Genomic DNA, 25,380 nt, shown 5'->3' on the forward strand with positions numbered 1-25,380 from the left:
CTCCTTCTGATCTCAGTTGTCGCTCCGGCCGGCGGCCGGGAGCCCTGGTGCCCGGCACGGCTCCGCCGGCTCGTGCTTCGGGAGACGAGCGGGACTGAGTGGAGTCGGTGGCCGAATGGGCACGCGTAGTCGCCCCGACACGCGGGACGCTCCGGACATGCTATCACGCGGCCGCTCGCCGACCGGCCCTCCACAGGCGTGCACGGCCGGGTCAGATCCCCCGATGAATCGCTGGTCAGGGGCACGGATGTCGCGCCGGGCATGTTCGACGCATGACCCGCATCGCCCGCCATCCCGTCCCGCGCGCCGCGCTCGGCCTCCTCGTCGGTCTCACGCTGTTCACCGCGCCCGCATCCGCCTCCGCATCCCCGTCTGCGATCGTCCCGCGACCGGCTCGAGGCGAAGCGGCCGCCGAGCCGACGTGGAGTTGGCCGGTCGGGCCGCCCATCGGGCTCGTCGAGCCGTTCCGCGCACCGCCGACGCCGTACGCGGCGGGTCACCGCGGGATCGACCTGGCCGTGGTGCCGGGCGGTCCGGTTCGCGCACCGGCCGACGGCGTCGTCTCCTTCGCCGGGCCCGTCGCCGGACGACCCGTGCTTTCCATCGATCACGGTGACGGCGTCGTCAGCTCGATCGAACCCGTCACGGCGTCGGTGGTCGCCGGGGTCGCGGTCGCCGAAGGCGAGCCGATCGGCGTCGTCGGCTCCGGTGGTCACTGCGATGCGGCGTGCGTGCACTTCGGCGTCCGCGTCCACGGCGAGTACGTCTCACCCATGCTGTTCCTCGGGGGTGTCCCCCGCGCGGTGCTGTTGCCGCTCGCCGGCTGAGTCGTGCCTGGCGGCGTCGCACCGGTCACGCGCGCGGATGCGCGGTCCGATACGTCTGCTTCAGTCGTTCGGCGGAGACGTGGGTGTAGATCTGCGTCGTCCCGAGGCTGGCGTGGCCGAGGAATTCCTGGACCGCGCGCAGGTCGGCGCCGCCGTCGAGCAGGTGCGTCGCCGCACTGTGCCGGAAGGCATGCGGCCCGGCCGGACCCGAACCCGGGACGTCGTGCAGCAGGTCGGCGACGAGCCGGTGCACGCTCCGAACGCCCAGCCGCCCGCCGCGCACGCCGAGGAAGGCAGCGCGGACGGCATCGCGCGACGCCCCGGGTCGTTGACGCTCGACCCCCGCCGCGGCGATGATCGCCGACCTGGCGTGGTCGAGGTACCGGTCGAGCGCCGCGGCTGCGGGTGCACCGTACGGCACGACGCGCTGCTTCGAGCCCTTCCCCGTGACGCGGACGGTCCGGCTACCGCGGTCGATGTCGTCGACGTCGAGCCCGACGAGTTCCGAGACGCGAAGCCCGCAGGCGTAGAGCAGTTCCACGATGGCGAGATCACGGACGCGCACGGGGTCGCCATCCTCGGCCCTCGCGCCGAGACCCGTCAGCAGCTCGCCCATCGCCGGCGCGGCGACCACTCGCGGCAGCGTGCGGTTGGCCCGGGGCGCACGCAACCTGACCGCCGGATCGGCCGGCACGGCACCCGTGCGTTCGAGCCATGCCCCGAAGCCGCGCGCCGACGCCGCGCGCCGGGCGATGGTCGCTCTCGCCGAGCCGTGTTCGGTCGCGACCCAGAGCCAATCACGCAGGAGGTCGAGGTCGAGCCCGGTCGGCTCGCCGACGCCACGCGACTCGGCGAACGCGACGAGGTCGGCGAGATCGGAGGCGTACGCCGCGACGGTGTGCGCCGAATACCCGCGCTCGATCCGCACGTGGTCGAGGTAGGGGTCGACGAGCGCATCGAGCGGGCGGCCGGCCGAAACACGCGATCCGCGCGACGACCTGGACCCGCCCGCGGCGGTCATCCGCTGATCCACTCTCGCTTCCGTGAGAAGCGTTCCAATCGACCTGCATCGTCGAGGATCTCGATCTCGCGCAGGAACTGCTCGCCGAAGCTCGTGATCTCGGGGAACGCGCCGACGGGTACGACCGCGTTGACGACGCCCTCCTCGAAGAAGTGCACGAGGGAGACCGAGTGCCCGCCGTCTATGCCCACGAGCTCCCGCGGCGACGCGGAGAGGTCCATCGTGTAGGCCAGCGAGCCCGCGACGAACACGGGGATGCCCGCGAACTCGCCTTGCGTCGGGTAGTGCAGGTGGCCGCCGAGGATGGCGCGGACGTCGCGGTCGCGGATGACCTCGGCGAACTCGTCCTGACCTCTGAGCTCGAGCACGTCCATGAGCGCGAGCGGAGTCGCGATGGGTGCGTGATGGAGGGCGATCACTGTTCCCTGGCGAGCCGGTTCCGCAAGGACCTCGTCGAGCCAGGCCAGGGTCGAGGGCTCGAGAACCCCGTGGTGGTAGCCCGGCACGCTCGAGTCGAGCGTGACGATCCGCAGGCCGTCGAGGTCGATCACGCGGTTGACGGGTTCATCACGGTCGGGTTCTCCGAGGAGGATCTCGGAGAAGGGGCCACGTTCATCGTGATTGCCCATCACCCAGATCAGTTGCGCGCCGGTCTCCTCGGCGAGCGGCTCGAGCGCGTCGCGGATGCGCCGATATGCGTCGGGTTCTCCGAGGTCGGCGACGTCGCCGCTCACCAGGATCGCGGCGAGCGAGCCGGCGAGCCGCTGCAGCTGCTCGATCGCGCGATCCAGATGCGCGACGGTGTCGGCCCGGCCGCCGAGCGGCGCCCCTCCGGCGAGGAAGTGCGTGTCGCTGAGGTGCGCGATGACGTGCCGTGCCGCGGGGTACCGGCCGAGCCGAGGATGGTCCATGTCTGCCTCCCGCGGCCAGCCTAGAGCCACGGGCCGCGGCGATGTCAGCGTCAGGCGGAGCGCCGCCGAACCCATCCGTCGGCGACACGACGCGCCAGGCCCGTCGCCTCGAGCGCGCCGAGGCTGCCCATGACGGCGCCGGTGGCCAGGCGGGACCGCTCGGCGAGCTCGGCGACCGTCCGCGAGCGCCGCACCCCGAGCGCGTCGTACACGCGGCGTTCCTCGTCGGCGAGGCCGTCGAGCGCCCCGTGCACGCGACGCAGGATGGCGCCGTCGTCGGTGGCCTCGTCATCGACGCCCTCGCTCGGGCTCCCGTCAGCCGCGATCCGCGGCGGAACGAGCTCGGCCATCTGCGCGGCATCCGTGACGCAGACCGCGTCGAACTCCCGGAGCAGGCGATGGCATCCGGCCGACGCCGGGCTCGTCACCGGGCCGGGGACGGCACCGAGCGGGCGGCCGAGTGCCGCCGCGTGCCCGGCGGTGTTCAGCGAGCCGGACCGCATGCCCGCCTCGAGGACGACCGTGGCGTCTGCGGCGGCTGCGATCAGCCTGTTGCGTTGGAGGAAGCGCCATCGAGTGGGCGCCGCACCGCACGGGAGCTCGGAGACGACCGCACCGGTGTCGGCGACGCGGCCGAGCAGTGCCTCGTGGCCGACCGGGTAGAACCGATCGACGCCGCCGGCGAGGAACGCGACGGTCGTTCCGCCGCTCGCGAGCGCGGACCGGTGCGCGGTGCCGTCGATGCCGTAGGCGCCGCCCGAGATGATCGCGAGGCCACGGTCGACGAGCCCTGCGGCCGCCTCGATCGTGACGTGCTCGCCGTAGTGCGTCGCGGCGCGTGCGCCGACGAGTGCGATCGCCGGCGACGCGGCGAGCGCGTCGACCCTGCCGCGCACCCACAGTGCGCGAGGGGCATGCGCGTCGAGCCCACGGAGGCCATCGGGCCAGGCCGCATCGGACGGAATGAGGAGGCGCGCTCGGACCCGGGCGGCCTGCTCGATCGTCCGGACGAAGGCCGCATGGTCCACGCGCGGGCGCCAGCGGTCCAGCCCTGCGACGAGCTCGCGTGCGCTGACCGCCGCGTTCGACTCGTCCAGGGCTGCGGACCACTCGGACTCGGGGCGGTGCTCGATGAGCGATGCCGCCGTCCGTTCGGCGCCGAGGGCGTCGACCACCCGCCCGAGCACGCCGTCGCCCGGTTCGGAGACGTAGCCGAGGATGGCGACGGCGACCACGGCATGGTCGGGCGTGGGATCGTCGGCCCCGCGGAGGACGGTGAGCGCCTCGGATACGTCGGCGGTCACCGCATCGAGCCGGTTCATGCGGCGATCCCCCGCCGCATGTTGAGCGCCCGGCCGACGTGCTCGGCGCCGGGGCGGTCGGCCCCCTCGAGGTCGGCGATCGTCCACGCGGTCTTGAGCACGCGATCGTACCCGCGCATCGTCACGGACCCGCGTTCCAGGGAGGCGTCGAGCGCCCGCGTGGCACGACCACCGGGGTGCATTCCGCCTTCGCCGCGCAGCCATGGCCCCGGCACCTGCGCATTCGTGCGCCACGGAGTCCCCGCCAGTCGGGCGGCGGCCGCACGTCTCGCGCGGTCGACGAGTGCTCGGGCGTCCGCCGAGGTCAGGCACCGCTCGTCGACGGGCATCCGCAGCTTGGCCGGCGTGATGCGGTTCACCCAGAGCTGCAGGTCGACGCGATCGAGCAGCGGACCGGAGATCCGCGCGAAGTACCGTCGCTTGGCCGAGGCGGGGCACGTGCAGCCGTCGGACGGCGAGTCGCCGCCTCCGCAGGGACACGGGTTCGCGGCGAGCACGAGCTGGAATCGCGCGGGATAGGTCGCCACGGCGTTGGCGCGATGGATGCTGATCTCACCTGACTCGAGCGGCTGGCGCAGCGCGTCGAGCACCGAGGAGGGGAACTCGGGCGCCTCGTCGAGGAACAGCACCCCGTGTGAGGCGCGCGCGGCGGCGCCCGGCCGGATCATGCGACTGCCGCCGCCGACCATGGCCGCGGCGGATGCGGTGTGGTGCGGAGCCTCGAACGGCGGCCGGACGGACAGCGTCTCGCCCACGCGCTGCCCGGCGAGCGAGCGCAGCGACGCGACCTCGAGGGCCGCTTCGGCACTCAGGTCGGGCAGGATGCCGGGCAGCCGCGACGCGAGCATCGTCTTGCCGGCCCCGGGCGGACCGGCGAGCAGGAGGTGGTGCCCGCCCGCGGCGGCGGTGAGCAGCGCGTCGATCGCCTCGGGATTGCCGACGACGTCGACGAGGTCGCCGGCGGGCGCTCGATCGGCGGCGGAAGCGGCCTCCGCATCGTCGACGACCATCACGGGCTCGGCGAGGATGGGCGCGGCGTCGTCGAACCGCCCGCCGTGCCGTACGGCGGCATCGAGCAGGGAGGCGACGCCGACCACCTCGATCCCGGGCACGAGCCGCGCCTCGGCCGCATTCGCCGTCGGCACCATGACGCGTTCGAGCCCCGCACGTGCCGCGGCGAGGACGGACGGCAGGATGCCATGTGTCGGACGGAGCCGCCCATCGAGGCCGAGTTCGCCGAGGTGCACGAAGCGCTCGACCGACATCGGGTCGACCCGCCCCGCGGCGGCGAGGCAGGCCATCGCGATGGCCAGGTCGAAGCCCGAGCCCTGCTTCGGCAGCGCGGCCGGCGAGAGGTTGACGGTGAGCCGTCGTGACGGCAGCGGACATCCGGCGTTCGTCGCAGCGGAGCGCACGCGTTCGCGCGCTTCACCCAGGGCGGCGTCGGGCAGGCCGATGATGACGAACGCGGGCAATTGCGACGACAGGTCGGCCTCGACCTCGACGACCGATCCGGCGAGCCCGACGAGCGCGATGGAGCGGGTGCGTGCGACCGGCATCAGGCGATCCCCTCGAGGTGCTCGACGATCGCGGGCGACGATGACGGCGCGAACACGGCGACGGCATCGATCCGGATGCGTCCGGCGGGGGCGCCGCGCTCGCCACACCACTCGAGCGCCAGCCGACGCAGCCGCGCCAGCTTGCGCGCCGTGATGGCCTCGAAGGGGTGGCCGAAGCCGTCGCCGGCGCGCGTCTTGACCTCGACGAAGACGGTCTCGTCTCCATCACGCGCGACGAGGTCGAGTTCGCCGTGGCGGCAGCGCCAATTGCGGTCGATGACGCGCATGCCGCGCGACTCGAGGTGTTCGGCGGCGAGCTCTTCGCCGCGCCGTCCGAGTTCGGTGTTGTGGGCCATGCGCCCAAGCGTCGCGGTGGGCGCCGCTGCGCAGAGCTCACGACCGCCATCCGGTGGGCAACGTGCGGGCCCCCGTCGGTGGGGAGGAGTGCTCGGGCCCCACGCGTCACTCGCCGGCCGGGGCCTCGGAGTGCTGGAGCGGGATGGACACGCCGTCGATCACGAGCGACTCGATCCGGGCGTTCCTCGGCGATTCGGGCCGATCCCCGGCCGCGGGCGGACTGCTCTCGAGGACGCACGCCCGGTCCACGTCGACATCGCGGATCGGGAACTCGGCGACGCGGCCTCGCGGGATCGGCACGAACGTGCCGTCGACCTCGATCGTCTTCCAGCCCGCTCCGACCTCGAGGACGAGGAGGTGCTCACCGGTGAGCCGGAGCGCGACCGTTGCGCGGGTCGGGCGGTGCGCAGGACGATGCCCGACACGATCGGCCCGATGCGGCCCACAACCTGTTCGAGGCTCCGGCGGGCTTCGATCACGACCGACTCGGGCCGCCCGCCTCGCATGACCGGACCACCGGACCCGAGCTCGGTCGTCTCGACCAGCACGGTCCCGCCGTCCTCCGATGTGAATGCGAGCACGTGCCCCACGGCGCATCACCCCCGACCAGCTCCGGCGGTTCAGGCTCATCCTCTTCCGAATGGCGTGGGAGCGCCATCCGGGCCCGCCCGGAGATCCGGAAGACGGGAGACGGGCCGCGAACCGGAGGGAGCGCGGGCCTACTCCTCGAGCGCGAGGTCCTTCGGCAGCTCGAACTCCCGCGTCGCGAGCTCCTCGACGTTGACGTCCTTGAACGTCAGCACGCGCACGGCCTTCACGAACCGGTCGGCGCGGTAGACGTCCCAGACCCAGACGTCCTTCATGGTCAGCTCGAAGTAGAAGTCGTGCTCGGTGTCGCGCCGCACGAGCTCGACCTCGTTCGCGAGGTAGAACCGGCGCTCGGTCTCGACCACGTACTTGAACTGCGCCACGATGTCGCGGTATTCGCGGTAGAGCGCGAGCTCCACTTCACGGTCGTAGTCGTCGAACTCGTCCTCATCCATCGCTGTTCATCCTACTTCGAGGTCGAACAGCGACGGGGCCGCTTCGGCGGGCCGCTCGTGCAGCCACGTGTGCCGGTGCAGTCCGCTCGGGCCGTGCTCCGCGATCGCCGCGAAATGGGCCGGACTTGAGTAGCCCTTGTTCTCGTGCCAGTGGTAGAGCGGGGTCTCGTCGTGGGCCCGGCGCATGCCGCGATCTCGATGCACCTTCGCGATGACGGATGCCGCCGACACCGATGCGCAGTCGCGGTCGGCCTTGATGCGCGTCACCACCTGGGCGCGGTGCTCGATGGATTGGCTGAGCCAGTCGTAGTTGCCGTCGAGCAGCAGCGGAGCGCCGGCGACGAGCCCGCGGTCGACCGCGAGCCGGGCGAACGCGCGCGCTCCGGCCAGCCCGAGGCACGCCATGATGCCGAGCCGGTCGATCTCGTCGGCGGATGCCTCGCCCACCGCCGAGGCGAGCACCCATGACGCGGCGCGCGGCGCCAGCAGCTCGCGCTTCGGCTCGGGCAGCATCTTGGAGTCGCGCAGGCCGGCCGGCATCCGACGGATGGTCGCGTCGATGACGACGATGCCCACGCTGACGGGTCCCGCGAGCGCCCCGCGGCCGACCTCGTCGCACGCGAGCACCACGGGCGCTCCCCCGGCCAGCAGTTCGCGCTCGATCCTCAGTGTCGGCACGCCGGCGGGGCTCACGTCACTCGGCTCCCTCGTCGACTCCGGCGAACACCTGGGGGTAGTTGTCGAGCCAGGTCCAGTGCGAGATCGGCCAGCTCACGACCACCGCGCGTCCGACGACGTTCTCCATGGGGACGAAGCCCTTCAACGGGGTCTCGGTGTTGTAGCGCGAGTCCTTGGAGTTGTAGCGGTTGTCGCCCATGACCCAGAGCGAGTCCTCGGGCACCGTGACATCGAAGTCGTCGCGCGAGACCTTGGTCTCGCCGGGCGGCAGCGCGACGTACGGCTCGTCGAGCGGCACCCCGTTCACGCTCATCTGGCCCAGCGCGTTGCAGCAGATCACGTGATCGCCGGGCAGGCCCACGATCCGCTTCACGAGGTGATCGTTCGAGTCCGGGGCCGACAGCCCGACGAACGCGAGGAACCAGTCCACCGCGGCGATCAGCGGGGGCTGCGATTCCTCGGCACGTGCGGGGAGCCATCCGCCCGGGTCCCTGAACACGACCACGTCGCCGCGCTCGATCGGCATGACCTCGGGCGTGAGCTGGTTGACGATGATCCGGTCGTCCTGCACGAGCGTCATCTCCATCGACTGCGACGGGATGAAGAACGACCGGATGAGGAAGGTCTTGATGAGGAACGACACCAGCACCGCGACGAGGAAGATCACCACCAGGTCGCGCAGGAACAGCAAGGTGCTCCGGCGGCGCGATGACGGCGCCCCGGAGTCGGCGCGTTCGTCGCGCACGGTACGTGTGTCTTCAGTCATGAAACGGCTCGAGCTCCCCGCCCCAGTCTAGGGGCGAGGAGCTCGTGCTGATGACGCGATGCGATCGGGAAACGCCGATCAGTTCTCGCGCTTCTCCTTGATCTTGGCCTTCTTGCCGCGGAGCTCGCGGAGGTAGTACAGCTTGGCGCGACGGACGTCACCGCGGGTGACGATCTCGATGCGGTCGATGACCGGCGAGTGCACCGGGAACTTGCGCTCGACGCCGACCTGGAAGCTGATCTTGCGGACCGTGAAGGTCTCGCGCACGCCCTCGCCCTGGCGGCCGATGACGACGCCCTGGAAGACCTGGATGCGCGAGCGGCTGCCTTCGATGATGTTGACGTGCACCTTGACGGTGTCGCCGGGGCGGAAGTCCGGGATGTCCGAACGCAGGCTCGCGGCGTCGACGTGGTCGAGGATGTGCATGATGGTTCGCTCTCTGCGCCCGCAACCGGTCGAACGCGGATCTGGATGGGAAAGTGTCTGGTGCCGCTTCGCGCGATTCCTCGCGGCGTGCGAGCCCCCCGGAGGCAGGGCGGTGCGGCGGCACGATCGTCCATTCTGCCAGATGGCGGGGCTTGCGGCCAAAAGCGCGGTGACGGATGGCGCGGAACGGCCGCACGCGGACGGCGCGCGTCAGTCGCGCCGCTGCTCCCAGCTGCGCTCCTCGCGGATCACGATGACCTCTCCGGCATCGGCGGGCCGCCGCGCCCCGGGCTGTCCGGGGATGCCCGAACCCGGCACCGCGCCGCCCGTCGAGGCGAGCCGCTCGTACTCCGCCATCGTGGCGCGCACGCGACGCGCACCGTCGCTCAGCAGTCGCCAGATCGCGTACCAGAACGCGCCGATCGCGCCGAGCATGGCGAGGATCGCGAACGTGATGCCGGCATCGCCGTAGAACCCCGCGCCGACGATGAGCAGGTGCCACACGCCGAGCACCGCGACATCCGCCCAGTCGACGGCCCTGTCGCGCCGCACGTCGGGCCGGGCCGCGACGAGCAGGGCCACGACGCCCAGCGTGATGAAGGCGATGGGCGTGGCGAACATGAGCCCGATGACGCCCCAGCCGCTCGAGCCGAAGATCGCGTAGCCGATGAGCAGCCACACGGGAAGCACGATCGCGGCGGCGAACTGCCACCGGTAGAACCCGCGTCGGATCAGCATTCCGCCAGCGTACCGAGGGCACCTGCGCGCGCGCCGGGTGTTCACTCAGGGCGGAGCCGACAGAATGGTCCACGGAGAGGATGAGCGTGATCGAACTGAGGACCCCTGCCGAGATCGAGCAGATGCGGCCCGCGGGCCGCTTCGTGGCGAGCGTGCTGGAGGCCACGTCGAAGGCTGCGGCCGTCGGCGTGAACCTGCTGGAGCTCGATGCGCTCGCGCACCAGATGATCCGCACGGCCGGCGCCGAGAGCTGCTACATCGACTACCACCCCTCCTTCGGCGCGAGCCCGTTCGGCAAGGTGCTCTGCACCTCGGTCAACGATGCGGTCCTGCACGGCCTCCCCCGCGACTACCGGCTGAAGGACGGCGACCTGCTGAGCCTCGACTTCGCCGCCTCGGTCGACGGCTGGGTCGCCGACTCCGCGGTCTCGGTCGTCGTGGGCACGCCGCGCGACGAGGACCTGCGCCTCATCGACACGACGCAGCGCGCGCTCGCCGCCGGCATCGCCGCCGCTCGATCGGGCAACCGGATCGGCGACATCTCGCGTGCGATCGCCGACGTCGCCAAGGCCGAAGGGCTCTCGATCAACACGGACTTCGGCGGTCACGGCGTCGGCCGCACGATGCACGGCGAGCCGCACGTGCCGAACAACGGCCGGCCCGGTCGTGGCATGCCGCTCAAGCCGGGCCTGGTGATCGCGATCGAGCCGTGGTTCCTCCACACGACCGACCGCATCTTCACCGACCCCGACGGGTGGACCCTGCGCAGCGTGGACGGCTCCCGTGGGGCGCACTCCGAACACACGATCGCGATCACCGACGGCGACCCGATCGTGCTCACCGAGCGGGGCTGAGCCCGCGGCGGCGCCGCCGCCTCATCCGTCCAGCTCGACCTCGATCATCCCGCCGACGATGCGCGTCCGATAGGTGCGCAGCGACAGCGCCGGATCGGTGAAGCACTCGCCCGTGCCGAGGTCGTACACCTCCTTGTGGAGCGGCGACGCGATCGTCGGACGGTCTCCGCGCGACCCGACGATGCCGCGCGCCATGACCGGCGCGCCCGTGTGGGGGTCGCGGTGGTCCAGGGCGTACACCTCCTCGCCGGCGACGCGCACGAGCGCGACGCGCCGGGCGTCGAGCAGCGCGACCTCGCCCCATCCGGGCTCGAGGTCGGTCGGGGCGCATGCGCGCACCCAGGTGGTGGCGATCTCGATGGTGGACGTCATGTCGGCTCCTCCGTCTCGGTGCACCCGACACTAGGCGCGTCATGTTTCACGGGCCCGACGCCGCGTGTTTCGCGAGGATGAAACCGTCCTCACACGGCCGCCTCCGGCTCGTAAGGTCCCGGTGCGGTTGCGTTACGACCACGAAACAGGGCCGAAACGCCCCCGCCCTACGCTCGCCGTCAACTCGAGCCGGGGAGGCCGCCATGAACGAGACCGCGAACACCGCGGCCGGCACGCGACACGTCGTCGTCGTCGGCGGCGGGCCGGCGGCGCATCGACTCGCCGACAGCCTGCACGCCCGCGACACCGAACGGCGGCTGCGCGTCACCGTGGTCGGCGAGGAGCGATGGGCGCCGTACGACCGCGTGGCGCTGAGCACGCGCCTGGGGGATGGCACGGCCGACCTGACCCTGCCGGCGACGCCGTGGGACGACGGGCACGTCCGCCTCCTCACCGGCGAGCGCATCGCGGCGGTCAGCCGAGCCACGGGCACCGCGACGACGGAGTCCGGCCTGGAGCTGCGCTGGGACGAGCTCGTCCTCGCGACCGGCTCCAGTGCGCCCGTGCCCGAGATCCCCGGATCCGAGCACGCCCGTGTCTACCGCACGATCGACGACGTCGACGCGCTCGTCGCCGAGACGCGCGAGCTGGCCGACCGGCTCGGCCGGGCGCCCCGCGCCGTCGTCGCGGGTGGCGGACTGCTCGGCCTCGAAGCGGCGGGCGGCCTCGCCGACCTCGGCGCCGACGCGGCGATCGTGCATTCGGGCAGGTGGCTCATGTCGGCCCAGCTCGACGAGGGCGCCGGACGCGCGCTGGGCCGCATCATTGCCGGCACGGGCATCGAACTGCACCTCGGGGTCCGCCCCGCGAAGGTGCTCACCAGCAGCGGCGGCGTCGTGGGGGTGGAGCTCACCGACGGCCGCCGCGTCGACGCCGATCTCGTCGTGTTCGCGATCGGGATCGCACCGCGGGACGAGCTGGCTCGAGCGATGGGGCTCGAGCTCGGCCCGCGCGGGGGCGTCGCGGTCGACACGGCGTGCGCGGCATCCGTGCCCAACGTCTGGGCCATCGGCGAGGTCGCGAGCGTCGAGGGGCGCTGCACCGGCCTCGTCGCCCCGGCGAATGCCATGGCCGAGGTGGTCGCCGATCGGCTGCTCGGCGGCGCCGCCGAGTTCACGACCGTCGACGACGCGACGAAGCTCAAGCTCGCCGGCGTGGATGTCGCGAGCTTCGGCGACGCGTTGGCGCGCACCGAGCAGGCGCTCGAGATCGTCTACGCCGACCCGGCGCGGGGCCTCTACCAGAAGCTGGTCATGACGGATGACGCGAAGACCCTGCTGGGCGGGATCTTCGTGGGCGACGCCTCGCCGTACGCGTCGCTGCGCCCGCTGCTCGGCACCGAGCTGTCGGGCGAGCCGGCGGCCTACCTCTCTGCGTCAGGGATGGAGGCGCCGGGCGGCGACGAGCTGCCCGCGGCCGCGCTCGTCTGCGCGTGCAACAACGTCGCGGCCGGGACCATCCGCGACGCCGTGACCGGGCCGCACGGCGGCCATGAGGACGGCTGCACCGAACTGGGTGCGCTCAAGACGTGCACGCGCGCCGGCACCCAGTGCGGCTCGTGCGTGCCGCTCGTGAAGAAGCTGCTCGAAGCCGAGCTGAAGAAGTCGGGCCAGGCCGTCTCGCGCGCGCTGTGCGAGCACTTCCCGATCTCGCGCCAGGAGCTGTTCGAGTCCATCCGCGTGCTCGAGCTGGCCTCGTTCGAGGAGATCGTCGCGCGCCTCGGCACCGGACGCGGCTGCGACGTCTGCAAGCCCGTGGTCGCGTCGATCCTCGCCGCGCAGCACGGCGCGTACATCCTCGACGGCGGTCGTGGCGGCCTGCAGGACACCAACGACCGCGCGATGGCGAACATGCAGAAGGACGGCACCTACTCGGTGGTTCCACGCATCCCGGCCGGCGAGATCACGCCGCAGAAGCTGGCCGTCATCGCGCAGGTCGCGACCGACTTCGGCCTCTACACCAAGATCACGGGCGGCCAGCGCATCGACCTGTTCGGTGCCCGCCTCGAGCAGCTGCCCGACATCTGGAAGCAGCTCGTCGACGCCGGGTTCGAGTCGGGCCAGGCCTACGGCAAGGCGCTGCGAAACGTGAAGAGCTGCGTCGGGTCGACGTGGTGCCGGTACGGGGTGCAGGACTCGGTCGGCATGGCGATCCGCCTCGAGCTGCGCTACCGCGGCCTTCGCTCGCCGCACAAGCTGAAGTTCGGCGTCTCGGGCTGCGCGCGCGAGTGCGCCGAGGCCCGCGGCAAGGACGTCGGCGTGATCGCGACCGACCAGGGCTGGAACCTCTACGTCGGCGGGAACGGCGGCTTCCAGCCGGCCCACGCGCAGCTGCTCGCGAGCGACCTCGACGACGCGACACTCCTGAGGTACATCGACCGCTACATGATGTACTACATCCGCACCGCCGACCGGTTGCAGCGCACCGCGCGCTGGATCGAGGACATCGAGGGCGGGCTGGACCACGTGCGCGACGTCGTCGTGAACGACTCGCTCGGCCTCGCCGACGACCTCGAAGCCGCGATGGCCAGGCACGTCGACACCTACGAGGACGAGTGGGCGGCCACGCTCGCCGATCCCGACCGCCTCCGGCGATTCCGCTCCTTCGTGAACGCGCCTGAGGCCGCCGACACGCCGCTCGCGCGGATCGAGGAGCGCGGACAGATGCGCCCGGCCACCGCGGAGGAGATCGCGCGAGGCGACGCCGTGATGGTCGCCGGGACCACCATTCCCGTACGGGGGGCGGACGCATGACGGGACGTGTCACGCTCGTCGGCGGCGGACCCGGCCGCGAGGACCTGCTCACGATCGCCGCGGTCCGCGCGCTCGGCTCGGCCGACGTCGTGCTCTATGACCGACTCGCCCCGCACGCCAGGCTCGCCGAGCTCGCACCCGATGCCGAGCTCGTCGACGTGGGCAAGCGGCCCGGCCACCACGCCATCCCCCAGCACGAGATCGAGGCGCTGCTGGTCGGCCACGCACTCGCCGGTCGCCATGCCGTGCGGCTCAAGGGCGGCGACCCGTACGTGCTCGGACGCGGCAGCGAGGAGGTGCTCGCGTGCCACCGGGCCGGCGTTCCCGTCGAGGTCGTCCCCGGCGTGACGAGCGCGGTCGCGGTGCCGGGCGCCGCCGGCATCCCGCTCACGCATCGCGGCGTCAGCCACCTCTTCACGGTCGTCTCGGGCCACGCCCCGCTCACCGACGACGAGCTGCGTCACCTCGCGGGCCTCGGCGGCACCGTCGTCGTGCTCATGGGCGTGAACACGCTGCCCATGTTCACTGCCGGTCTCGCCCGGCACGGCATGCGCGGGTCGATGCCCGTCGCCATCATCGAGCGCGGCTTCCGCGGCGACCAGCGCACGACCGTCGCCGACCTCGGCGGCATCGTGACCGCCGCGGGCGTCGCGGGCGTGAGCTCCCCTGCCGTGATCGTGGTCGGCGAGGTCGTCCGGCTCGCGCACGACGGGGAGATGGAGGCCGCGCAGCTCATGGAGCGCGCCGCGGGCTTCGCGGCGGTGGTGACGTGACGGACCAGGCGGAGTGCGCGATCGGGTTCCGGCCCGACCAACTCCGGGGGTTCCGGATCGGAGTCACGAGCGACCGCCGTTCCGGGGACCTCATCGACGCCTTCGCACGTCGTGGCGCGCAGGTCCTGCACGCGCCCACGATCCGGATGGCGAACGCGAGCTCCGACGAGCCCGTGATCGCCGACACGCGCGCGATCATCGCGGCGCGACCCGACGTACTGCTCGCGACGACCGCGTACGGCGTGCGCCGCTGGTTCGAGGTGGCGGATGCCGCGGGGCTCGGCGACGACCTCCTCGACGCGCTCCACGACACCGCGATCCTCGTGCGCGGTCCCAAGGCACGCGGCGGCATCCGTGCCGCAGGCCTCGACGATGTGGGCATGAGCGCCGAGGAGACCACGGAGTCGCTCATCGACGAGGTGCTCGCGAACCATCCGGCCGGCCTCACCGTGGCCGTGCAGCTCCACGGCTACCTGCCGTCGGAGGCACTCGACCGGCTGCGCGACGCCCACGACACGGTGCTCACCGTCGAGCCGTACCGCTGGCTCGACCCGGATGTCGCGGACGAGCGCGTCGACCGTCTCATCGATGCCGCCTGCACCGGCGGCCTCGACTGCATCACCTTCACGAGCGCACCGGCCGTGCACGCGCTGTTCATGGCCGCGGAGGCGCGCGGACGGTACGACGACCTCGTCGACGCGATGCGCGGACCCGTCGTCGCGGCGGCCGTCGGCCCGGTGACCGCCGCCCCGCTCGAGGCCGCCGGCATCGTGCCCCTGCAACCCGAGCGATTCCGCATGGGAGCGATGATCCGGCAGGTGTGCGAGCACCTCGAGACCGAGCGGGTCGTCCGGCTCGAGACGCAGCACGGACCCCTCGCGCTCCGCGGTTCCGTCGTCGAGATCGCGGGACGCAGCCTCGAACTCGCGCCCGTCGGGCTCGCGATCCTCCGCTCGCTCGTGCGGGCGCGCGGCTCGGTCGTGCCGCGCGAGCGGCTCGCGGCGGGCATGCCCGGAACGACCGACGAGCACGCGCTCGAGGTCGCGCTGAGCCGCCTCCGGCAGTCGCTCGGCGTCCCGGGGCTCATCGCCACCGTGGTGAAGCGGGGGTACCGGATCGATGCCTGACCGTCACCTCACACCGGCCTCATCGAGGGGTGAGCAAGAGGGAACGCAGGGTTCACAGCCCGCGCCGCTCGGGGAAACACAGGGTCGATAGCGTCGGCCGCACCCCGCTCGATCCCGAGCACCGACCTCCCGGAGGTACGCATGACCGAGACGATCCAGGCTCCCCCGTCCTCGACGACGGATGCCGCGACCCGCGTCGCCGCACCGCTCGACCAAGGACTGCTCACCACCCGCCCCGGCCGTTGGATCGACGGCTGGGATGCGGAACATCCCGTCCAATGGGAGCGCGAGGGCCGCCGCATCGCCCGCCGCAACCTCAACTGGTCGATCTTCGCCGAGTTCCTCGGCTTCGTCGTCTGGCAACTCTGGAGCATCGTGGCGGTGGCACTGCCGGCCGCCGGCTTCCAGCTGTCGACCGGCGAGCTGTTCTGGCTCATCTCGATCCCGAGCCTCGTGGGCGCGACGCTCCGCATCCCGTATTCGTTCCTGGTTCCGATCTTCGGTGGCCGGAACTGGACGATCGTCTCGGCGGCGCTGCTCCTCGCGCCGACGATCGCGCTGGCGATCTGCGTGTCCAACCCCGAGACCCCGTTCGGCGTGCTGCTGGCCGCAGCCGCGCTCGCGGGCTTCGGCGGCGGCAACTTCGCGAGCTCGATGTCGAACATCACCTTCTTCTACCCGCAGCGCGAGAAGGGCTGGGCGCTCGGCCTGAACGCCGCCGGAGGCAACCTCGGCGCGGCGGTCGCCCAGTTCGCCGTCCCGATCGTCATCACCATCGGGGCCGGTGCGACGCTGAACCTGCCGTTGGCCGGGCTCGTCTGGATCCCGCTCATCCTGGTCGCGATGTTCGGCGCCTGGAAGTACATGGACAACCTCTCCAACGCCAAGGCCGATCTCTCGGGCTCGGCCGCGGCGCTCAAGGAGCCGCACCTGTGGCTGCTGTCGCTGCTCTACATCGGCACGTTCGGCTCGTTCATCGGGTTCGCGAGCGTCTTCCCGAAGCTCATCGCCGACCAGTTCCCGGAGTTCTCGACCATCGGCGTGCTCGGCGCGACCGTCTCGCTCGCGTTCCTCGGCGCCCTCGTCGGCTCGCTCGCCCGCCCGTACGGCGGCCGGCTCTCCGACCGGTTCGGCGGCGCGCGCATCACGATGGTCGCGTTCGCGGCGATGGCGGCCATCACGGTCGCGGTGCTCGCGACCCTGCCGCTCGGCAGCTTCTGGCTCTTCCTCGGCCTGTTCCTGCTGCTGTTCGCGACTGCGGGCATCGGCAACGGGTCGACGTACCGGATGGTGCCGATCGTGTTCGCGATGCGGTCCTCGCACGGCGGCGCAGGTGACGTGTCGACGCAGCGCAAGGCCGCGGCCGCGCTGGGCCTGATCTCGGCGATCGGCGCGTACGGCGGCTTCCTCATCCCGCAGGCGCTGAACCTGTCGTTCCAGACGACCGGGAACTACGCGGGCGCGTTCATGGGCTTCATCGCCGGGTACGTGGTGCTGCTCGCCCTCACCTGGGCGGTGTACGTCCGCCCCCGCCACCTCCGCGAGCACAAGATCTGAATCGAGCACGCATGACCGAACAGCCCGCCGCCACGCACTGCCCGTACTGCGCCCTGCAGTGCGCGATGACCCTCACGCCGACGGATGGCGCGGATGCCGCGACCACACCCGTGACGGTCGCCGGCCGCGACTTCCCCACGAACCGCGGCGGGCTGTGCAAGAAGGGCTGGACGTCGGCGGAGCTGCTCCGCGCACCGTCGCGCCTCGGCGCCCCGCTCCTGCGGGGCGCCGACGGCGCGCTCCGGGGGGCGAGCTGGGATGAGGCGCTCGATCTCGTCGCTTCGCGGCTCCGAGACATCCGCTCGCAGCATGGTGCCGACGCAGTGGGCGTCTTCGGGGGCGGCGGGCTCACGAACGAGAAGGCGTACCTGCTCGGCAAGTTCGCCCGGCTCGCGCTCGGGACGAGCCGCATCGACTACAACGGCCGGTACTGCATGTCGTCGGCCGCCGCTGCGGGCAATCGCGCGTTCGGCATCGACCGCGGGCTGCCGTTCCCGCTGACCGACCTCGACGACGCCGAGACGATCCTGTTGCTCGGCACCAATGTCGCCGAGACCATGCCGCCCTTCATCGGCCACCTCGCCGGCGCGCAGGCCGCAGGCGGGCTCGTGGTGGTCGACCCGCGCCGAACGCCGACGGCGAGGCTGACCGACGACGCACGCGGCCTGCACGTGCAGCCGTCGCCGGGCACCGACCTCGCGCTGCTGCTCGGGCTCACGCACGTCGTGATCGCCGAGCGACTCGTCGACGAGGCGTACGTCGCCGCGCGCACGACCGGGGTCGCGTCCCTGCGTCGCAGCGTGGCCTCATGGTGGCCCGAGCGCGTGCAGGCCGTCACGGGCGTCGCGGCGCCGACCGTGCGGCGTCTCGCGCGGCGCCTCGCAGCCGGTGGGAACACGTACATCCTCACGGGACGCGGCGTCGAGCAGCACGTCGACGGCACCGACACCGCGACGGCCGCGATCAACCTCGCCCTCCTGCTCGGCCTGCCCGGCCGTCCGGGCAGCGGCTACGGCACGCTGACGGGCCAGGGCAACGGCCAGGGCGGCCGCGAGCACGGCCAGAAGTGCGATCAGCTTCCCGGCTACCGCAAGATCACCGACCCCGTGGCGCGCGCGCACGTCGCCCGGGTGTGGGGCGTCGACCGGGCCGAGATCCCCGGCCCGGGTGTCCCGGCGATCGAGCTGCTGGGCTCGCTGGGGCAGCCCGGCGGGGTGCGCGCGCTCATGGTGCACGGCTCCAACCTCGTCGTCTCATCGCCCAACGCCGCCGCTGTGCGCCGCGGCGTCGAAGCGCTGGACCTGCTCGTGGTGTGCGACTTCGTCCTCTCGGAGACCGCCGCGATGGCCGACGTCGTGCTCCCGGTGCTGCAGTGGGCCGAGGAGGAGGGCACGATGACGAACCTCGAGGGTCGCGTCATCCGTCGCCGCCGCGCGCTCGCGCCGCCGCCCGGCGCGCGCGACGAGCTGTGGATCATGCACGAGCTCGCCCGCCGCCTCGGCTCGACCGCGCGCTTCGACACCGAGCCCGAGCGGGTCTTCGAGGAGCTGCGGCTGGCGTCGGAGGGCGGGCTCGCCGACTACTCGGGCATCGACTACGCGCTGCTCGATGCCGGCGAGCCCGCGTACTGGCCCTACCCGCGTGGGAGCGCCGGCACGCCGCGCCTCTTCGCCGATCGCTTCGCACACCCCGACGGACGAGCTCGGCTCGTCGCCGTCACGGTCCGGGCGGCGTCGCATCCGGTTCCGGCCGCGGGCGAGCTCACCCTCGTGACCGGGCGCCTGCTCGAGCACTACCAGAGCGGAGCACAGACCCGACGCGTGCCCGAGCTGCTCGAGGCCCAGCCCGAGCTGCTGGCGTCGATGCATCCGGCCACCGCGGGCCGCCTCGGCATCGCCGACGGCGACGCGGTCGAGGTCGCCAACGAGCGGGGAACGGTGCGCGGCCGCGCCCGGCTGACCACCGACATCCGCCCCGACGCCGTGTTCCTGCCGTTCCATTACGGCGACGACCAGGCGGCCAACCTGCTCACGTCCGACGCGGTCGACCCGATCTCGTCGATGCCGGAGTTCAAGACCAACCTCGTGCGCGTCACGAGCCTCGCGGAAGCCGGAGCCCTCGCATGACCGAACCGCTCAGGATCGTCCTCGTCGGCTACGGGCCGGTCGGCGCCCGCTTCGTCGAGGAGCTGCTGCCCGAGGTCGCGGCCGGCCGCATCGCCCTCACGGTCGTCGGCGGCGAGCAGGTCGAGTCATACAATCGCGTGCTCGTCGCGGAGTACGCGGTCGGCAACACGGAACTGGATGCGATGCTCGTCGGCGATCGCGAGGCCGCCGAGGCCGCGGGCGCCCGGGTGCTGCTCGGGGTCGCGGCGACCGCCGTCGACCGCGACGCGCGGGTCGTGCACTGCTCGAACGGCGAGCAGCTGCACTACGACCGCGTCGTGCTCGCGACCGGATCACGCGCCAACGTGCCCACGCTGGACGGCGTCGAGCGGCACCGTCGCGACCTCGCCTCGCTCGAGAAGTACGCCTCGACGCTCGTCGCCCGTGACGACGCCCTTCCCGAGGGCATCACGGCGCTGCGCGACCTCGACGACGCGCAGCGCGTGCTCGAGGCGGTGCGCGGCCGCCGTCGCGTCATCGTGCTCGGCGCGGGCGTGCTCGGGCTCGAGCTCGCGCTCGCCGCGCAGCACGCCGGCGCCCAGGTGTGCGTCGTGCACCACGGCCCGATCCCGATGCCGCGCAACCTCGACCGCGGCGGCGGGCAGGTGCTGCGCGCGGCGCTGCGACGGACCGGCATCACGGTGATCGCCCACAGCCGTGCCGAGGCGGTCGGATTCCGCACCGACGAGGACGGCACGCGCCGGTTCGACATGCTCGTGACCGCCGACGGGAAGCAGCTCCGCGGCGACCTCCTCGTGCTGTCGTGCGGCGTGAGCCCGCGCAACGAGCTCGCCACGCTCGCGGGGCTCCGCACGGCGACGGGCGTCGTGGTCGGCTCCGACCTCCGAAGCTGGACCGACCCCGACGTGTACGCGATCGGCGACTGCGCGCAGGTCGTCGAGCGCACCGACGAGACCGCCGGACGTCGCGACCTCCCCGGCGCGCCATCCGGTCTCATCGGGCCCGGCTGGAGGCAGGCGTCGTGGCTCGCAGCCGCCCTCACGGCCGAGGTGGCCGGCGGCGGCACCGACCCGGCGCTGCCGCAGGAGCGCGAGCCCATCGTCATGCTCAAGGCCGAGCACGTCGACGTCGTGGCGGTCGGTGACGTGAGCGCCGACCCGTGGGATGACGACGGGCTCGCCCCGCGCCGCCGCGTCGCCCAATGGGCCGACCCCGAGCACCAGCGCTACGTGAAGATGGTCACCGAGGACGGCGTGCTCACCGGGTTCGCAAGCGTCGGGATGCCGCGCACCGCGGCCGAGCTCACGCTGCTGTTCGAGCGGGGCGGCGAGCTGCCGGCCGACCGGTCGCTGCTGCTCCGGTTCGACGGGCCCGACTACGACCCCGCCGAGGACGCCGACGCATTCGCCCCGGAGACCACCGTCTGCTGGTGCAACGGCGTCACGGTCGGCCGGATCGAGGAATCCGCCGCGTGCGGTCACACGACCGTCGAGTGCGTCGGCCGCGACACGCGCGCCGGGACCGGCTGCGGCGGCTGCCGCGGTCGGATCGCCGAGGTCCTGGCGCGCGCCGCCGAGGCGGACGGCGCCCTCACCGCCTGAGCGGCTCGGGCGAGACCGCGCTCACGCCCGTTCGCGGCGTTCGTGCCCGACCGCGGCGTAGCGGTCGACCACGAGGTCGATGAGCGCCGCCGGCGCGGGCTCGTCGGGCAGGAGCAACGGGTCGGCGATCAGGTCGGCCCCGGAGGTCGCGGCCTGGTCGTAGAACGTGCCGGGCGCGAGCAGGTACGGGCCGACGACCACACGCGAACCCGGGTGCACCTCGCGGATCATCTCGATCGCGTCGGGCAACCGCGGGATCGCGGCCGCGATGAAGCCGGCGGTCACCGACCGCCCGAGCCGCTGGCCCAGTCGGCGCGCCGTCTCGAAGCACTCGCGGACCGCACGCGGGTCGTTCGAGCCCGCGGCGGCCAGGAGCACGGTGTCGCCATCGGCGAGCCCGAGCTCGTCGAGTCGCTGGGCGAGCACCTCGACGAGTCGCTCGTCGGGCCCGAGCTCGGCGGCGAGCCTGGCGGAACCGCCGATGCGATCGAGGCCGAGCGAGAGGCCGGTGCGCACGTGGAACCCCGCGGAGAGCACGAGCGGGACGATCACGGCGTCGGGTTCGGCCGCGGCCTCGAGGGCCGAGCTCACGTCGACGTTGCTCGCATCGACGAACGTGATCGACACGCCGAGGTCGGGCCGAGCCGATGCGACGCCGTCGGCCAGGCGGATGACCGCCTCGCGGTTCGCGGTGGACGGCGTGCCGTGGGTCACGGCGACGAGTCGGAGCGGCGGCAGGCCGACACGCTCCGGCGATCCCCCGGATCCACCCGTCCGCCCCATGACCCGACCCGCACTTCCCGGCGGGATCCGGTGTCAGCCGCCGGTTTCGACGCTATTCAGGGCGTGTTTCGCGGAACCGACCCGAGTGTTTCCGGCGCGTGAAGAGTCCCTCACTCGGGCGGCGTTGACGCGTCATCCGGAAGCAGTTCGGGACGCACGCGCCGCGTGCGCTCGACCTGCTGCTCACGGCGCCACTCGGCGACGCGGCCGTGGTGGCCGGAGAGCAGCACCGACGGCACCTCGAGCCCGCGCCAGACGGCGGGCTTGGTGTAGCTGGGGTATTCGAGCAGGCCGTCCTCGTGGGATTCCTCGACCAGGCTCTCGGGGTTGCCGACGACTCCCGGCACGAGCCGGCCGGCCGCCTCGATCATGGCCATCACGGCGACCTCGCCGCCGTTGAGCACGTAGTCGCCGAGGCTGATCGGGCGCACGCGCATGCGCATGGCGTAGTGGTCGACGACGCGCTGGTCGATGCCCTCGTAGCGGCCGCACGCGAACACCAGGTGCTCCTCGGCCGCGAGCTCGCGCGCGGTCTGCTGCGTGAACGGCTCACCCGCGGGCGACGGCACGACGAGCAGCGCGTCGGACGGGCCCTCGCCGACGATCGCGTCGAGCGCCTCGCCCCAGGGCTCGGGCTTCATGACCATGCCGGCGCCGCCGCCGTAGGGCGTGTCGTCGACGGTGCGGTGGCGGTCGTGCGCGAAGTCGCGCAGGTCGTGCGTGCGGACGTCGATGAGGCCCGTCTGTCGCGCCTTGCCGAGCAGCGACAGGTCGAGCACGTCGAAGAACGACGGGAAGATCGTGACGATGTCGATTCGCACGATCGGCTCCTAGTCGGCGTCGGGCCGGTCGCCCGATGCCTCGGCGCCGCTAGCGTCAGCGGGCGCGGGCTCCTCCGGCAGCTCCTCGAAGAGGCCCGGCGGCGGGGTGACCGTGACCGTGCCTGCCTCGAGATCGACGGCCGGCACGATGGCGGAGACGAATGGGACCATGACCTCTCCGCGCCCGGTCTTCACGACGAGGAGGTCCTGTGCGGGGAGGTGGTCGACGTGGACGACCTCGCCGACCTTCTCGCCGTCGCGGATCACGGCGAGTCCGACGAGCTGGTGGTCGTACCAGGCGTCGGGCTCCTGAGCCTCATCAGCGGGCTGGTCGACCCACAGGATCGCCTTGACGAGGGCCTCGGCCGCCGTGCGGTCGTCGACACCCTCGAAGAACCCGACGGGATGGCCGTTGTACCAGCGCAGCTCCTTCAGGGTGAGGTGCTTGCCGTGCCACGGGGACGACTCCGGTACCTGCAACGAGAACTCGGCGCCCGGCACGAAGCGGCGCTCGGGATCGTCGGTGTAGAGCTCGAGCTTGATGGCGCCCTTGAGCCCGTGCGCCTTGGTCAGCCGGCCGACGCGAAGCTGCTGCGGGCGGTTCGCCGCGGCCACGTCAGTCGTCGGTGTCGACGACGTCGACACGGACCCGGCGACCGTCGGCGAGGGCGGCGACGATGGTGCGCAACGCCTTCGCGGTGCGACCGGACCGCCCGATGACGCGGCCGAGGTCCTCGGGGTGCACGTGCACCTCGAGGACCTCGCCGCGTGCGCTCGACGCGGAGACGACCTTCACCTGGTCAGGGTGATCGACGATCCCCTTGACGAGGTGCTCGAGCGCGGAAGTGAGCAAGGCCTACGCCTCGTCCGATGCGGCCTCGTCGGCGGCCTCGGCGGCCGGCTCCTCGGCCTTGGCCGGCTTCTCGGCCTTGGGCTTGACGACCGACTTCTTGGCCTCGTCGACCTTGAACTCGGCCTTGGGCTCGGCGGTGCGCACGGTGCTCTTGGCGTCCTTGTCGCCCTTGAACTTGCCCCAGTCGCCGGTCAGCTTGAGGATGGCGCGGACCTGCTCGGTCGGCTGGGCACCGACGCCGAGCCAGTACTGGGCACGGTCGGAGTCGACCTCGATGAACGAGGGCTCCTCGGTGGGGTGGTACTTGCCGATCTCCTCGATGACGCGACCGTCGCGCTTGGTGCGCGAGTCGGCGACGACGATGCGGTAGTACGGGGCACGGATCTTGCCGAGCCGCTTGAGACGGATCTTGACAGCCACGATTCTCCAGAATGTGTAGAAAGAGGTTGAACCGATCGCCTGGAGCGTGGGGTGCACACCCGGCGGAAGCTCGAAGGGTCGGACCACGGCCGGATAGAGGGTCGGGCGGCGGTCCAACCGCCTATTCTGCCAGATCCGGCCGGATGCCGCGAACCGACGTTACCGGAGGGCGGCCATCCACGCCTCGATGCCGGCGGCATCGATCGGGAGCCCGGACGACAGCACCTCGGAGCCCCGGTCGGTGACCAGGACGTCGTCCTCGATTCGCGCGCCCACACCGCGCAGCTCCGGCGGCAGGGTCTCGTCGAACGCGTGGAAGTACAGGCCGGGCTCGACCGTCAGGACCATGCCCGACCGCAACGTCGCCCCCTGGTAGGCCTCGTGGCTCGACGACGCGCAGTCATGCACGTCGATGCCGAGGTGGTGGCCCACGCCGCACACGATGAATCGGCGGTGCTGCTGTCCCTCGGGCGAGAGCGCCTCGTCGACCGAGACCGGCAGGATGCCCCAGTCGGAGAGCCCCTGTGCGATCACCTCCATGCACGCGGCGTGGAAGTCGGACCAGTCGCGACCCGGGCCGACGGCCGCGAGGCCGGCACGATGGGATGCCTCGACGAGATCGTGCACCTCGCGCTGCGTCGTGCTGAACGTGCCGGACGCGGGCACCGTGCGAGTGACGTCGGACGTGAACCCCGACCGGCGCTCCACGCCCATATCGAGCAGCAGCAGCGCCTCGGGGTCGACGGCGCCCTCGGCCCGCACCCAGTGCAGGATCGGGGCGTGCGCGCCCGACCCGACGATCGAGGCGTAGCCCGGTCCCGCGCCGAACGTGCGGGCATGACGGTCGAACGTGCCCTGGAGCCAGCGCTCGCCGCCCCGGGCGACGGCGCGCGGGATCTCGAGCACCGTCGCTGCGAAGCCGTCGACGGTCGTGTCGACGGCGGCGCGCAGCTCAGCCATCTCCCACTCGTCCTTGATCATGCGCAGCTCCGAGAGCACCCGCGCGAGCTCGCCCGACCGCGGCCGGCCCCCGAGCGCGGCGAGCGGCCCGGTCGCGGGAACCGTGCCCGCGAGGAGCGCGTCACCCGGAAGGTCGAGCTCCTCGATGCGGCGGGTGCGAATCCCCAGCGCGTCGGCGTACTCGGCGAGCCCGGGCATCGGGCCCACCCAGAGCTCGCCGCGAAGCGCATCCGCGAAGAACGCCTCATCGCCCGGGCGGAACGCGGTCGGCAGGTACAGCGTCGCCTCGTGGCCGCCGGAGACGGGCTCCAGCACCAGCACCGCGTCCTCGATGCCGAGGCCCACGAGCCAGAGGAAGTCGCTGTCGGCGCGGAACTCGAAGGCGGTGTCGTTCGCCCGCATCGGCGCGCGGCCGGCCGCGATCGCGAGCACCCGGCCCGGCAGCGCCGCCGAGAGCCGGCCACGATGAGCGGCCGTCGCCGTCGGCGCGCCGGCCGGCACGATCGGGGTACGGTCAGCCTCGCCCCAACCCTCGAGCATCCAATTGCGGAAGCCCGGTGAGTTCACGAGGCGCGGCATCCGGGGGTCGGGCTCGGACGGCTCGGGCATCGAGCGGGGCTCGATATCGGCAGTGGTCGAGAGGTCGGTCGTCATCGTGTCTCCTCCCGGCCC

Annotated in this window: 26 protein-coding genes; 8 read left to right on the forward strand and 18 right to left on the reverse strand. The window is 72.4% G+C overall.

Translation table 11 applies throughout. The features are described 5' to 3' along the window. The first annotated feature begins 272 nt into the window (after positions 1-272). Positions 273-827 (forward strand): murein hydrolase activator EnvC family protein, encoded by a 555-nt coding sequence (locus ACFQ58_RS10015; protein WP_376950921.1) that lies wholly within the window; start codon positions 273-275, stop codon positions 825-827. A 25-nt stretch (positions 828-852) separates the two neighbouring features. Here ACFQ58_RS10015 and ACFQ58_RS10020 read toward each other — a convergent pair whose 3' ends face one another. The 11 genes from ACFQ58_RS10020 to ACFQ58_RS10070 form a co-directional block, all read right to left on the reverse strand. Further along, positions 853-1,848, reverse strand: coding sequence for a tyrosine-type recombinase/integrase (locus ACFQ58_RS10020; RefSeq protein ID WP_376950922.1), 996 nt, complete (start codon positions 1,846-1,848; stop codon positions 853-855). Further along, a complete protein-coding gene (locus ACFQ58_RS10025) occupies positions 1,845-2,759 on the reverse strand; it encodes a phosphodiesterase (RefSeq protein WP_376950923.1) in 915 nt (304 codons plus the stop codon). Before ACFQ58_RS10025 ends, ACFQ58_RS10020 begins: the two co-directional genes overlap by 4 nt. Before the next feature lie 50 nt (positions 2,760-2,809). Then, positions 2,810-4,081 (reverse strand): DNA-processing protein DprA, encoded by a 1,272-nt coding sequence (gene dprA / locus ACFQ58_RS10030; protein WP_376950924.1) that lies wholly within the window; start codon positions 4,079-4,081, stop codon positions 2,810-2,812. Continuing rightward, entirely contained in the window at positions 4,078-5,640 is a 1,563-nt protein-coding gene (locus ACFQ58_RS10035) for a YifB family Mg chelatase-like AAA ATPase (protein WP_376950925.1), read from the reverse strand. The genes dprA and ACFQ58_RS10035 overlap by 4 nt, the downstream gene beginning before the upstream one ends. After that, on the reverse strand, positions 5,640-5,996 hold the full coding sequence (locus ACFQ58_RS10040; protein WP_376950927.1) for a YraN family protein: 357 nt from the start codon (positions 5,994-5,996) through the stop codon (positions 5,640-5,642). Before ACFQ58_RS10040 ends, ACFQ58_RS10035 begins: the two co-directional genes overlap by 1 nt. A 106-nt stretch (positions 5,997-6,102) precedes the next feature. After that, positions 6,103-6,297 carry a hypothetical protein gene (locus tag ACFQ58_RS10045; protein WP_376950928.1) on the reverse strand — a complete coding sequence of 65 codons (195 nt, stop codon included), beginning with the start codon at positions 6,295-6,297 and terminating at the stop codon, positions 6,103-6,105. Between the two features lie 419 nt (positions 6,298-6,716). After that, a complete protein-coding gene (locus tag ACFQ58_RS10050; RefSeq protein WP_092669586.1) occupies positions 6,717-7,040 on the reverse strand; it encodes a DUF2469 family protein in 324 nt (107 codons plus the stop codon). 6 nt (positions 7,041-7,046) lie between these two features. After that, positions 7,047-7,733, reverse strand: coding sequence for a ribonuclease HII (locus ACFQ58_RS10055; protein ID WP_376950929.1), 687 nt, complete (start codon positions 7,731-7,733; stop codon positions 7,047-7,049). Position 7,734: 1 nt separating this feature from the next. Then, positions 7,735-8,484, reverse strand: a complete 750-nt coding sequence (gene lepB / locus ACFQ58_RS10060; RefSeq protein WP_376950930.1) for a signal peptidase I — start codon at positions 8,482-8,484, stop codon at positions 7,735-7,737. Between the two features lie 78 nt (positions 8,485-8,562). Next, positions 8,563-8,910 (reverse strand): 50S ribosomal protein L19, encoded by a 348-nt coding sequence (rplS, locus tag ACFQ58_RS10065; RefSeq protein ID WP_376950931.1) that lies wholly within the window; start codon positions 8,908-8,910, stop codon positions 8,563-8,565. A gap of 210 nt (positions 8,911-9,120) precedes the next feature. After that, positions 9,121-9,648, reverse strand: a complete 528-nt coding sequence (locus ACFQ58_RS10070; RefSeq protein WP_376950932.1) for a hypothetical protein — start codon at positions 9,646-9,648, stop codon at positions 9,121-9,123. A gap of 86 nt (positions 9,649-9,734) precedes the next feature. On the opposite strand from ACFQ58_RS10070, the gene map reads away from it, so the two are divergent. After that, positions 9,735-10,502 carry a type I methionyl aminopeptidase gene (gene map, locus ACFQ58_RS10075; RefSeq protein ID WP_376950933.1) on the forward strand — a complete coding sequence of 256 codons (768 nt, stop codon included), beginning with the start codon at positions 9,735-9,737 and terminating at the stop codon, positions 10,500-10,502. A 21-nt stretch (positions 10,503-10,523) separates the two neighbouring features. Here the strand turns inward: map and nirD are convergent, their stop codons facing one another. Next, entirely contained in the window at positions 10,524-10,874 is a 351-nt protein-coding gene (gene nirD / locus ACFQ58_RS10080; RefSeq protein ID WP_376950934.1) for a nitrite reductase small subunit NirD, read from the reverse strand. Positions 10,875-11,077: 203 nt separating this feature from the next. On the opposite strand from nirD, the gene nirB reads away from it, so the two are divergent. The 6 genes from nirB to ACFQ58_RS10110 all read left to right on the forward strand — a co-directional run bounded on the left by nirB (position 11,078) and on the right by ACFQ58_RS10110 (position 20,871). Next, entirely contained in the window at positions 11,078-13,687 is a 2,610-nt protein-coding gene (gene nirB, locus ACFQ58_RS10085) for a nitrite reductase large subunit NirB (RefSeq protein ID WP_376950935.1), read from the forward strand. Then, positions 13,684-14,460 (forward strand): uroporphyrinogen-III C-methyltransferase, encoded by a 777-nt coding sequence (gene cobA, locus ACFQ58_RS10090; RefSeq protein ID WP_376950936.1) that lies wholly within the window; start codon positions 13,684-13,686, stop codon positions 14,458-14,460. Before nirB ends, cobA begins: the two co-directional genes overlap by 4 nt. Next, complete coding sequence (locus ACFQ58_RS10095; protein WP_376950937.1) at positions 14,457-15,587, forward strand: uroporphyrinogen-III synthase; 1,131 nt, start codon at positions 14,457-14,459, stop codon at positions 15,585-15,587. The genes cobA and ACFQ58_RS10095 overlap by 4 nt, the downstream gene beginning before the upstream one ends. A 141-nt stretch (positions 15,588-15,728) precedes the next feature. Next, positions 15,729-17,144, forward strand: coding sequence for an MFS transporter (locus tag ACFQ58_RS10100; RefSeq protein WP_376950938.1), 1,416 nt, complete (start codon positions 15,729-15,731; stop codon positions 17,142-17,144). Between the two features lie 11 nt (positions 17,145-17,155). Then, on the forward strand, positions 17,156-19,270 hold the full coding sequence (locus ACFQ58_RS10105; protein WP_376950939.1) for a molybdopterin oxidoreductase family protein: 2,115 nt from the start codon (positions 17,156-17,158) through the stop codon (positions 19,268-19,270). Beyond that, positions 19,267-20,871 carry an FAD-dependent oxidoreductase gene (locus tag ACFQ58_RS10110; protein ID WP_376950940.1) on the forward strand — a complete coding sequence of 535 codons (1,605 nt, stop codon included), beginning with the start codon at positions 19,267-19,269 and terminating at the stop codon, positions 20,869-20,871. The genes ACFQ58_RS10105 and ACFQ58_RS10110 overlap by 4 nt, the downstream gene beginning before the upstream one ends. A 21-nt stretch (positions 20,872-20,892) precedes the next feature. Here ACFQ58_RS10110 and ACFQ58_RS10115 read toward each other — a convergent pair whose 3' ends face one another. From ACFQ58_RS10115 to ACFQ58_RS10140, 6 genes are all read right to left on the reverse strand, one after another. Next, entirely contained in the window at positions 20,893-21,585 is a 693-nt protein-coding gene (locus ACFQ58_RS10115; RefSeq protein WP_376950941.1) for a sirohydrochlorin chelatase, read from the reverse strand. A gap of 179 nt (positions 21,586-21,764) precedes the next feature. Continuing rightward, positions 21,765-22,475 carry a tRNA (guanosine(37)-N1)-methyltransferase TrmD gene (gene trmD / locus ACFQ58_RS10120; protein ID WP_376950942.1) on the reverse strand — a complete coding sequence of 237 codons (711 nt, stop codon included), beginning with the start codon at positions 22,473-22,475 and terminating at the stop codon, positions 21,765-21,767. A 9-nt stretch (positions 22,476-22,484) separates the two neighbouring features. Continuing rightward, positions 22,485-23,090 carry a ribosome maturation factor RimM gene (gene rimM, locus ACFQ58_RS10125; RefSeq protein ID WP_376950943.1) on the reverse strand — a complete coding sequence of 202 codons (606 nt, stop codon included), beginning with the start codon at positions 23,088-23,090 and terminating at the stop codon, positions 22,485-22,487. Between the two features lies 1 nt (position 23,091). After that, positions 23,092-23,328, reverse strand: coding sequence for an RNA-binding protein (locus tag ACFQ58_RS10130; protein WP_376950944.1), 237 nt, complete (start codon positions 23,326-23,328; stop codon positions 23,092-23,094). Between the two features lie 3 nt (positions 23,329-23,331). Continuing rightward, complete coding sequence (gene rpsP, locus ACFQ58_RS10135; protein WP_376950945.1) at positions 23,332-23,748, reverse strand: 30S ribosomal protein S16; 417 nt, start codon at positions 23,746-23,748, stop codon at positions 23,332-23,334. A gap of 159 nt (positions 23,749-23,907) precedes the next feature. Beyond that, entirely contained in the window at positions 23,908-25,362 is a 1,455-nt protein-coding gene (locus ACFQ58_RS10140) for an aminopeptidase P family protein (RefSeq protein ID WP_376950946.1), read from the reverse strand. Between the last annotated feature and the right edge of the window lie 18 nt (positions 25,363-25,380).

The sequence above is a fragment of the Agromyces sp. NPDC056523 genome, from assembly GCF_042794545.1.
Classification (GTDB): domain Bacteria; phylum Actinomycetota; class Actinomycetes; order Actinomycetales; family Microbacteriaceae; genus Agromyces.